Origin of the sequence: Amycolatopsis sp. NPDC059027 (assembly GCF_042739735.1) — a bacterium.
Classification (GTDB): domain Bacteria; phylum Actinomycetota; class Actinomycetes; order Mycobacteriales; family Pseudonocardiaceae; genus Amycolatopsis.
The window spans coordinates 87271-97310 of sequence record NZ_JBHYIK010000021.1 but is presented as its reverse complement, the minus strand read 5'-3'; the positions used below and the strand labels follow the sequence as shown (position 1 = coordinate 97310).

At 69.5% G+C, this 10040-nt stretch carries 9 protein-coding genes; 5 read left to right on the top strand and 4 right to left on the bottom strand.

The window, feature by feature from the left end:
• Positions 1-174 precede the first annotated feature (174 nt).
• Positions 175-1383, bottom strand: coding sequence for an alpha/beta hydrolase (locus tag ACFWY9_RS16940; RefSeq protein WP_378327402.1), 1209 nt, complete (start codon positions 1381-1383; stop codon positions 175-177).
• A gap of 194 nt (positions 1384-1577) precedes the next feature.
• Between ACFWY9_RS16940 and ACFWY9_RS16935 the strand changes: the two genes are divergently transcribed.
• Both ACFWY9_RS16935 and ACFWY9_RS16930 read left to right on the top strand, forming a co-directional pair.
• Complete coding sequence (locus ACFWY9_RS16935; protein ID WP_378327403.1) at positions 1578-2426, top strand: SAM-dependent methyltransferase; 849 nt, start codon at positions 1578-1580, stop codon at positions 2424-2426.
• A gap of 108 nt (positions 2427-2534) precedes the next feature.
• Entirely contained in the window at positions 2535-3008 is a 474-nt protein-coding gene (locus tag ACFWY9_RS16930; protein ID WP_378339218.1) for a hypothetical protein, read from the top strand.
• A gap of 3 nt (positions 3009-3011) precedes the next feature.
• Here the strand turns inward: ACFWY9_RS16930 and ACFWY9_RS16925 are convergent, their stop codons facing one another.
• A complete protein-coding gene (locus tag ACFWY9_RS16925; protein ID WP_378327405.1) occupies positions 3012-3941 on the bottom strand; it encodes a patatin family protein in 930 nt (309 codons plus the stop codon).
• A gap of 126 nt (positions 3942-4067) precedes the next feature.
• Here ACFWY9_RS16925 and ACFWY9_RS16920 point away from each other — a divergent pair, with 126 nt between their 5' ends.
• From ACFWY9_RS16920 to ACFWY9_RS16910, 3 genes are all read left to right on the top strand, one after another.
• On the top strand, positions 4068-4628 hold the full coding sequence (locus ACFWY9_RS16920) for a PadR family transcriptional regulator (protein ID WP_378327406.1): 561 nt from the start codon (positions 4068-4070) through the stop codon (positions 4626-4628).
• Complete coding sequence (locus ACFWY9_RS16915; protein WP_378339217.1) at positions 4625-6643, top strand: FAD-dependent oxidoreductase; 2019 nt, start codon at positions 4625-4627, stop codon at positions 6641-6643. The genes ACFWY9_RS16920 and ACFWY9_RS16915 overlap by 4 nt, the downstream gene beginning before the upstream one ends.
• A 72-nt stretch (positions 6644-6715) precedes the next feature.
• Positions 6716-7684: a prephenate dehydrogenase gene (locus tag ACFWY9_RS16910; protein ID WP_378327408.1), complete on the top strand. Its 969-nt coding sequence runs from the start codon at positions 6716-6718 to the stop codon at positions 7682-7684.
• 50 nt (positions 7685-7734) lie between these two features.
• Here ACFWY9_RS16910 and ACFWY9_RS16905 read toward each other — a convergent pair whose 3' ends face one another.
• Both ACFWY9_RS16905 and ACFWY9_RS16900 read right to left on the bottom strand, forming a co-directional pair.
• Complete coding sequence (locus tag ACFWY9_RS16905) at positions 7735-7968, bottom strand: antitoxin (protein WP_378327409.1); 234 nt, start codon at positions 7966-7968, stop codon at positions 7735-7737.
• Positions 7969-8038: 70 nt separating this feature from the next.
• Positions 8039-10009, bottom strand: coding sequence for an FUSC family protein (locus tag ACFWY9_RS16900; protein WP_378327410.1), 1971 nt, complete (start codon positions 10007-10009; stop codon positions 8039-8041).
• Positions 10010-10040 lie beyond the last annotated feature (31 nt).

Here is a 10040-nt window from a genome sequence, read left to right as displayed (position 1 = left end):
CTGCCGCCCGCGCCGCGTCCGCCGCCCCCGGCGCGGGGCGGCGGCGCGGGCGGGGGCTGAATCGGCCCCCCGCAAGATTCCCCGCGGGCGTGTGGGGGGCGCCCGCCCCGGCCTCCCCGGCCTCTCCTTCACGGCAGACACAGCGGCAACCACGCGGCGAAGCGACAACCAGCTCTACTCGGCCATGTCGACCAGCGCACCGCGCGCGCCGGTGCGAGGCAGCGGCCACGGCTTGACCCCGCCGGAGGTGTCCGTATGACGCACCACCGCGCTGGGTGCGACCGTCCGCGCACCGATCCACGCGAGCAAGTCGGGGATCTGCGATTTGAAGGTGTTCATGTTGTGCCCGGCGTCCGGGATCTTCCACGAGAAGAACCCGATGGGCGGCTGCGCGGCGGTCTTGATCTGGTCGATGGCGAAGCTCTCGTAGCTCTCCTTTTCCCCCGCGATGGCCAGGATCTCCACCGGCGAGGGATGCAGCCGGACATTGACCCGCACGTTGTTCGCGTCGTCGATGTCCTTGCGGCCCTTGAACAGGTTCTTGGTCTCGGCGTCGACCTGCGCCTTGTCGTAACCGCTCACGCTGGCCGCCTGCCCGTACCACTGCGGATGCCGGGTGACCAGATTCATCGCGCAGTAGCCACCGGACGACCAGCCCGCGATCGACCACGCGCGACGCTCGGGATTGAGCCCCAGCTTCTGGATACCCCACTCCCGCAGATCCGCGGTGAGGAAAGTGTCGTTCGCGGTCCCGTCGACCTCGTCGACGCACTCGGTGTCCCGTCCGACCCTCGGCGTCCCCGAGGGGTCCGGGATGATCACCACCGTCGGTGGCAGCGCACGTTTCGCGATCGCGGCGTCGAGCTGGTCGGGCAGCTGGTACGGACCCACCACCACCTCGGGCCCCGACGGGTAGTTCGGGATCCACTCGATGACGGGGAACTTCAGGCCTTTGTAGGTTCCGTCGAAGTACTGCGGCGGGAGATACACCGTGACGTCGCGGGTGACCCCGGTCCGGCGGCCGGTGACCTTCATGTGGACGACCGTGCCCTTGCCTTCACGCGCGCGTGTCGCGCCGGTGTCCCTCAGCTTCTCCAGGTCTTCGCCGTTGTGCGCCGCCTCGGCGTTGGTGCCCTGCGCGGAGTAGACGCCCGTGCCGGTCAGCGCGCCGACCGTCGGGAAGAACCCGCCGATCATGTTGCCGCCCATGGCGGTACTCAGCACGACGAGAACCACCGCGAGCAGGATGGTCGCGCTCCTGCCGAGTCGCTTGCGGCGCCACCGGTCCCAGAACCACGGCACCGCGATGATCGCGAGCACCGTCAGGACGATCACCACGATCAGATTGACCGGTGAGTCCAGTCTGATGCTGCTCAAGTGCATCGAACGCGTGTCCTTCCGGCGAGCCTCCTGCGCGCCCGGATGGCACAGGCCACGCCTCTATACCACGCCCAAGTGACCATTTTCGTTGCGATATCGTGTCCCGGGTCACACGGATGGCCTAGCGTGCGATCCCCCGACTCGTCGTATCAGTGGTCGCTAACATGGGTGAACACGCGGCAGCGAGGGGTTCATCCATGATCGATCACGACGACGCTCTCCGTGCCGTCGAGGGCAGCTTGGACCGGCCGTCCGCGGCCAGGGTGTACGACTACTTCATCGGTGGGGACACCCACTACGCGATCGACCGGGTCTTCGCCGAGAAGGTGCGGGAGCGGGTCCCCCTGATCGGTGACTACTGTCTCACCAGCCGCCAGTTTCTCGGCCGCGCGATCCGCGTCTGCGCCGAGGCAGGGATCCAGCAGTTCGTCGACATCGGTTCGGGCCTGCCGACAGCGGGCAACGTGCACGAAGTGGCCGACGAAGCTCGGCCCGAACGCGACACCCGGGTGCTCTACATCGACAACGAGCCGATCGCGCTCGCCCACTCGACCCTGCTGCTGGCGGACACCGCCGACCCGGAGCGCCACCACGCGATCGCCGCGGACTTCTTCCAGCCGGAGGACCTGTGGGAGCGGGTCAATGCCTCCGACATCATCGACGTGCGCCAGCCGGTCGCGCTGGTGATCAACGCCGTCATGCATTTCGTCAAGGACGAACAGGATCCGGACGCCCTGCTCGCGTTCTACCGCGACCAGCTGGCCCCTGGTTCGCTCCTGGTCCTCTCGCAGATGACCAACGAGAACCCCGCGAACGAGGACGAACGGCAAGCGCTGATCGATCTGCTGGAGTACTACGAGACGACGACCAACCCCGGTTTCCTGCGCACGATGACCGAGTTCGAGCGCTTCTTCGGCGGCTGGCCGATGCTGGACCCCGGCCTCGTCTACGCCCCGGCGTTCCACCCCGACAAGAAGACCGTGTTCGCGCACGCGCCGTCGGAGTCCCGCGTGATCGGCGGCATCGCGCGCAAACCCGCTCTCTGAGACCACCTCACGGCCGGCACATCCACCCGGGCTCAATCCCGGGGTGGACGCCCTGGTCGTCGCGGACGGGCACCGTAGTGATCGACAGACGCTGCGAAAGGGAAGCCCGTGGACACCACGACCAACATCGTGATCGGCCTGATCGTGCTGGCCTGGCTACTGTCGCGCCAGGTACAGAAGCGCCTGGTCCGCGAGGACCGCAAACCGATCGTCCTGCTGATCCTGCTCGTGCTCGGCCTGGTCCAGCTGGGCGTGTTCCTCAAGGTCGGCGCGGCACCCTCGACCGGGGTCGTGCTGCTGCTGGTCGTCAGCTTCCTGTTCGCGGCAGCCTTCGGGGTGATCCGCGCTTACACCGTCCGGCTCTGGCGGAGTGAAGGCCAGCTATGGCGGCAGGGGACCTGGCTGACCGTGGTGCTCTGGCTCGCCGCGATCGGCGTCCACATCGGCCTGGACTTCGTCATCGACGGCGCGGCGACCGCGAAGGGCTTGGGCAGTGCGACGCTGCTGCTGTACGTGGCGATGTCGCTCAGCGCACAGCGACTGGTCGTGCAGTCGCGCGCCAATCGCCTGGTCCGCTCCTGAGCTTCACGACGCCTCGCGCAGCCCCTCCAGCACCGTGTGCACCGCGTCCCGCCCCAGCTCGACTGCGCGGCGCAACACCGCCGGATCGCGCTCCAGCGCGACCACGTCCGGCGAGCCGACCGGCGGCCGGACGGTGAGCAGGCGCTCGTCGGTGGCCAGCATCCGCTCGTCCTCCAGATCCCGGCGGTACTGATCGCGCCACGCGTCGATCGCCCCCGGCGCGTGGCGTCGCAAGAACCGCGGCACGACGACATCCTGAACCCGTGGTGGCGGCAGCGGTGGCTCGTCGGCACGCCGCGTCCGCAGTACGAGAACGTCGGTTGCCCCCTGCGCGAGCGCCGTGCGAAAGGGCAGCGGCTCCGCCACGCCCGCGTCGACGAACCTGCGCCCACCCAGCGCGATGGGTGGACCGGCCAGCACCGGCATCGCCGACGAAGCGGCCAGCGCGATCTTCACCGCGTCGACGTCGGTGAGAAACGGGTGCAGATCGGTGGACTCGCCGGTGTCCGCGTCGGTCGCGAGCGGGTGGAAGGTGACCGGGTTGGCCAGGATCGCCGGGAAGTCCATCGGCTCCAGCACCGAGTAGACCTGGTGCACGAGGTATTCGAGATCGATCACGGACCGCCCGCGCAACGTGTGCAGCGGATTGATGATGCGGCGCATCACCTCGGGGTTCCACCAGGTCCGCACCCCCGTCGCGGACCGGCCACAGAGCAGCCAGGCGCCGTTGAGCGCGCCGGCCGAGGAGCCGTAGACAGCATCGAACGCGGGCGCCAGGCCCAACTCGTCCAGGGCGAGCACCATCCCGCTCGAATAGGTACCCCGGCTGCTGCCGCCCTCGATCGCGACGGCGAGCCGCCGCGAATCCGCCCGTTTCCCCGGAACGCTACCCGTCGCCATCCGTTCGGCGATCAGCTCCAGTACAGGGTGCATCCCTCCATCCTGGTCAACCGCCGCGTCCCGTCGACCCGTTTTGTCTTCGATCGCTCGACCAGGGCGATCAGGGAGAGTGATGTGCGTCCCGTTGCACTGCAACCAGTTGCATATCATGCTGGGGCGATGGCGCTGGAGCACGCGATCCTGGTCTCCCTGTCCGAGCGTTCGGGCTCGGGCTACGAGCTCGCGCGCCGTTTCGAGCGCTCGATCGGGTTGTTCTGGAACGCCACCCACCAGCAGATCTACCGCGTGCTCAAACGCATGGAAGAAGCGGGCTGGGTCGCTGTCGACCTGGTCGAGCAGTCCGGGCGGCCGGACAAGAAGGTGTACACGGTCAGCGCCGCCGGACACGCCGAGCTGGGCCGTTGGCTGGCCGAACCCGACCCGGCGGCAGGCACCCAGGAGCTCGCGGTCAAGATCCGCGGCGCCTCGTTCGGCGACCCCGGCGCGGTCGCGGCCGAACTGACCCGCCACCGCGACACCCACGCCGAGCGGCTCGACGTCTACCGCCAGATCGAGAAACGCGACTTCCCCGACCCAGCCGCGCTGCACGGCAGGTCCCTGCACCAGTACCTCGTACTGCGCGGCGGGATCCGTGTGGAAGAAGGCCAGGTCGAGTGGTTCACCGAGGTCCTCCAAGCCCTGCACCGCGACGCCGGCCACCACACGAAGGGCGCATCATGAGCCAGTACCCGAACCTGCTCGCCCCGCTCGATCTCGGCTTCACCACCCTGCGGAACCGGGTGATCATGGGGTCGATGCACACCGGCCTCGAAGACCGGGCCGCGCACTTCCCCCAGCTCGCGGAGTACTACGCCGAGCGGGCCCGCGGCGGCGTCGGCCTGATCGTGACCGGCGGCTTCGCGCCCAACCGCACCGGCTGGTTGCTGCCGTTCGCCTCGAAGCTGTCCACCCCGGCCGAAGCCAAGGCCCACCGGCAGCTGACCGCGCCGGTGCACGAGGCGGGCGGCAAGATCGCGCTGCAGATCCTGCACGCGGGCCGCTACTCCTACAACCCGTTGAGCGTGTCCGCGTCGAGCATCAAGGCACCGATCAACCCGTTCCGGCCTCGTGCGCTGACCGGGTACGGCGTGCTCCGCCAGATCCGCGCCTTCGCCGACTGCGCCGCCCTTGCTCGCGAAGCTGGCTACGACGGCGTCGAGATCATGGGCTCCGAGGGCTATCTGATCAACCAGTTCCTCGCCGAACGGACCAACAAGCGCACCGACAAGTGGGGCGGCAGCGCCGAGAACCGACGCCGCTTCGCGGTCGAGATCGTGCGCCGCACCCGGGAAAAGGTCGGGCCGGACTTCGTCATCATCTACCGGCTCTCGATGCTCGACCTGGTCGAAGGCGGACAGCGCTGGGAGGATGTCGTCGCGCTCGCGAAGGAGGTCGAGGCCGCGGGCGCGACGATCATCAACACCGGCATCGGCTGGCACGAAGCCAGGGTGCCGACGATCGTGACGTCGGTGCCGCGCGCCGCGTTCACCTGGGTCAGCGGCAAACTGAAACCACATGTCGGCATCCCGGTCGTGACCTCTAACCGGATCAACATGCCCCAGGTCGCCGAGGAGGCACTCGAGAACGGCGACGCCGACCTGGTGTCGATGGCCCGGCCCTTCCTCGCCGACCCCGAATGGATCCACAAGGCCGAAAGCGGCCGAGAGGACGAGATCAACACCTGCATCGCCTGTAACCAGGCCTGCCTGGACCACGCCTTCAAGCGCAAGCTCGTGTCCTGCATGGTCAACCCGCGCGCCGGGCACGAGACGACGCTGCAGCTGCTGCCCACTCGCAAGACCAAGCACGTCGCGGTCGTCGGCGCCGGTCCCGCCGGGCTCGCCGCCGCGACCGCACTGGGCGAGCGGGGGCACACGGTCGAGCTGTTCGAGGCCGACGACGCCATCGGCGGTCAGTTCGCGATCGCGCGGAAGATCCCCGGCAAGGAAGAGTTCGCCGAGACGATCCGGTACTACGCGCGGCGGCTGGAAGTCACCGGGGTGAAGGTGCACCTCGGCACCCGGGCCACCGCGGCGGACCTGCGGGACGGCGGATTCGACGAGGTGGTCCTGGCCACCGGCGTTGCTCCCCGGGTGCCGTCGCTCCCTGGCATCGATCACCCGAAAGTGCTGTCCTATGTGGACGTCGTCAAACACGGCAAGCCGGTCGGCGACCGGGTCGCGGTGATCGGGGCGGGCGGGATCGGCGTGGACGTCAGCGAGTTCCTCACCCATACGGACTCCCCGGCACTCGACCTCGACACCTGGATGGCCGAATGGGGCGTCACGGATCCGGAGCAGGCCGCGGGCGGCCTCGCCAAACCCCGGCCGGAGCCCGCACCGCGCCAGGTCTACCTGCTGCAACGAAAGCAGAGCGCGATCGGCGCGGGCCTCGGCAAGACGTCGGGCTGGGTGCACCGGGCCGCGCTGCGTGCCAAGCGCGTCGAGCAGCTCTCGGGCGTCACCTACGAGCGCATCGACGACACCGGCCTGCACATCACCGTCGATGGGAAACCACGCACGCTGGAGGTCGACACCGTCGTGGTGTGCGCGGGCCAGGAGCCGGTGCGGGATCTGGCGGACGACCTCCGCGCGGCCGGCCTGGCGGTACACCTGATCGGCGGCGCCGACGTCGCGGCGGAACTCGACGCGAAACGCGCGATCGACCAGGGCACCCGGCTCGCCGCGAAGCTCTAGTCGTGTACCACCGTCGTGACGTTGCGTTCATGTGCTGTCACGTGTGTTGCGCGCACTGGCAGGATTGAACGCGTGCGAGACGTATGCGTGATCGGGCTCGGGCTGATCGGTGGGTCGCTGCTCCGCGCGGCGGCCAGGACCGGACGGACTTCGTGGGGAGCGGCGGTGTCCGAAGTGGACGCCGACGCCGCGAGCAGAGCCGGCTACGACGTCACGACCGACATCGAGGCAGCACTGCACCGCGCGGCCGAGCGAGACGCGCTGGTCGTCCTCGCCGTGCCACTGACCGCGATCGAGGACACGCTCCGCCAGGTCGCCCAGCACGCCGCGCACTGCCTGCTCACCGACGTGGTCAGCGTCAAGGCGCCGGTTCTCGACGCCGTACGCCGCAGGACGCCCTACACCCGCTACGTCGGCGGGCATCCGATGGCTGGCACAGCGGAGTCGGGCTGGCTGGCAGGCAACGCGACGCTGTTCGAGGGCGCGGCGTGGGTGGTCGGTGTCGAAGAGGACACCGACCTGGAGGCCTGGGCCGAGGTGACGCAGCTGGTGCTGGATCTCGGCGCGCACGTGGTGCCGCTGCACGCCGAGTCGCACGACGAGGCGGTCGCCCGGATCTCGCACCTGCCGCATCTGTTCGCCGCGATCCTGGCCACCATCGGCGCCCAGGGCGGCCCATTGGCGATGTCGCTGGCGGCGGGTTCGTACACCGACGGCACCCGCGTCGCCGGGTCGAGCCCGGCCCTGGTCAAGGCGATGACCGAAGGGAACCGCGAAGCGCTGCTCCCGATCGTGGACGAGGCGCTCGGCAGGCTCGGCGCCGCCCGTGGCTCCCTGGCGTCGACCGGCGGACTCGCGGTGACGATCAACGCCGGGTACGAGGGGGCGCAAGCGCTTGCGGCCAGCCGCGACGTCGAACGCGCCGGTGTCCGGATCAGCCTCACCGCACCCGACGCCCGTGACGGCCTGGTGGCACTCGGCGAGCGCGGCGGGCGCATCACCGGCATCGACGACGGCTTCGCACTCGGTGAGGTGAGCTAGCGAGCGCTTCGCCGCCGAGCCACGCCGGCCCGGGGCGAAGCGCGGGAAAACTACTGACCCGCGGGCGGCTGCTGCCCGCCGGGCGGCTGCTCGTCCGGCTTGTCACCACCGAACTTGCCGAGGAAGTCCTTGGCCTTCTCGACCCCGCCGTCGATCTTGTCGGCCTGCCCGGAGAACTTGGACTTCGCGAACTCGCCCGCCTTGTCCAAACCCTGTTCGATCTTGTCGCCGTGCTCCTTGAGCGCGTCCTGCGCCTTGTTCTTCAGTTCGTCGAAGTTGACCATCGAAGGCTCCCTTCCAATCCGTCCGCGACGGTCCGGGATTTCCAGGCACTTCCATCCAACAACACTTCGCTTACGTCCGCCTGTGGTAGGGCAGGAACCTGCGGACCAGGCGCAGCGGGGTCCGCTCCACGAGATCCGGCCCACGCACCGCGTCGAAGGCCGAGCCGAGCTGATCCACGACCCCGGACAGCTGGGCGCCGTCAGGCAGCGGCACCGACTCCGGCTCACGCTGTTCCCGCACCGCCGCCGCCAGCTCCGCGAGCGCGGCGGTGATCAGGTCGACATCGCTCTGATCAGGCTCTGGCGCACCCCTCCCGATGGTCACGCCGACCTCGGTCACCGCGTCGGCGACCCGCTCGAGCGCGGCGATCACCGGCCACCACGCCAGCGCCTGCCGTCCGTTCGCCGACGGCTCCACGATGGCTTGCTGGAACGCCGTGCGCACGTCCGCCAGCGCCCGGTAGGCGCTGCGCCGGGCGCGCGAACGAGCCAGCCGCGCTTCACCCGAGGGGGTGAGCGCCAGCGCGGGCCCGACGTAGGTCGCCACGGTGTCGAGCGCGGTCGCGAGCCGTCCGCCGACCTGAGGCCGCCGGCTGCCCGGCCAGAGCAGATAGCCGAAGACCAGGACGATGACACACCCGAGCACAGTGTCCAGGAGACGAGTGAACGCCACCGACCAGTCGCCCTTGTTCGCCAGATCCATCTGCAGAATGATCAGCGGGGTGACGAAGGCGCTCTGGATCCCGTAGTTGCGGACCTTGCCGACGGCGACCCCACCCGCGAACGCCGCGATCAACACCACCAGCACCCAACCGTGCGCCCCCAGCGCCAGCACCACGGCGCCGATGCCGACGCCGGCCACCGTGCCGATGCCGCGCAGTACGGCACGTCCGAAGACGGAACCGAAGTCGGGCTTGAGCACGATGCCCACCGTCAGCGGAATCCAGTACGCCCGCTCGAACGGGACGAGCAGCGCGACGATTTCGGCGACCGCGACGCACAAGGTCAGCCGTAACGCCGCGATCCAGGTCAGCGGCCCCGCCGTGAGCGACCCCATCCATTCCCGCGCCCGCCGGTGCCATGGCACGGGTTCGCGCCGCGTCCGGTCGTCCCCCTTGCCGATGCGCTCCAGCCCGGCATACAAGGCCCCGAGGACCGCGTCGACATCCTCGTCATCCGGTGGCGTCGGCGGCGTGGGCAGCGGCTGCACGGCCAGCACCGAAGCCGCCGCGACGGTGAAGTAGTCGACAACCTCCCTCGGCGCACGCTGCCCGGCGTTGACCATCGCGACCGATGCTTCTACCGCGGGCGTGCTCGCGGAGAGCAGATTAAGCAGTTTCCGGTAGGTGGCGTCGCGGCCGGACAACCAGGACCGGGCCGTGAGCAGCCGGTCGTAGGCGGTGCTCATCGCGGTGGTGAGCTGGTGTCGCGCCATCCTCGACGTCGCTTCGTCGGCCGCCGACAACATCGCGGCCAGTTCGATGTAGACCTGCGCGACGGCATTGCGTTCCGAGCTGGTCGCACGAAACGTCCAGCTGGCCAGCGCGACGACAAGGCTCCACGCCGCACCCGCGCAGAAGTAGCCGAGGTCCAAGCCGATCTGCGCCCCCGTCGCCTGCTGGCCGGTGCCGAGCACGCAGAACACGAACATCATCAGACCGGCGACGGAAGCGTTGCTCCCAGCCGTGCTGATCAGCGCGGAGACCGCCGCGACCAGGATCACCGCGGGAATCGCCAGCCCGGGATTCGCCCCGGTCACCAGCCCGACCAGGTGCCCCGCGATCGCCGCCAGCGTCGCACCGCCGAGACGTCGCGCGCGGTACCGATACGGACCGGCCGATTCGGACAACACCGCGGGCAGCGCGCCGGACGAAAGATAGGCGCCGACAGCGATGTCGCCCACCGCGTAGCCCACACCGATCGGCACGGCCAGCGCGATCACGGCACGGGCGACCATGTTCCACGGCACCGGGACACTCGAGCTGCGCAGGAGCTGAACCAGCCAGTGCGGTGCGGCGAAATCCCGGCGCGGTGTGGTCACGCCCTCATCTTGACCTACTGGGCACCGGCCG

Excerpts from the sequence above, each read along its gene's own strand:
- ACFWY9_RS16940 (WP_378327402.1), bottom strand. The coding sequence starts at position 1,383 with ATGCACTTGAGCAGCATCAGACTGGACTCACCGGTCAATCTGATCGTG.
- ACFWY9_RS16935 (WP_378327403.1), top strand. The coding sequence starts at position 1,578 with ATGATCGATCACGACGACGCTCTCCGTGCCGTCGAGGGCAGCTTGGAC.
- ACFWY9_RS16925 (WP_378327405.1), bottom strand. The coding sequence starts at position 3,941 with ATGCACCCTGTACTGGAGCTGATCGCCGAACGGATGGCGACGGGTAGC.
- ACFWY9_RS16920 (WP_378327406.1), top strand. The coding sequence starts at position 4,068 with ATGGCGCTGGAGCACGCGATCCTGGTCTCCCTGTCCGAGCGTTCGGGC.
- ACFWY9_RS16915 (WP_378339217.1), top strand. The coding sequence starts at position 4,625 with ATGAGCCAGTACCCGAACCTGCTCGCCCCGCTCGATCTCGGCTTCACC.
- ACFWY9_RS16905 (WP_378327409.1), bottom strand. The coding sequence starts at position 7,968 with ATGGTCAACTTCGACGAACTGAAGAACAAGGCGCAGGACGCGCTCAAG.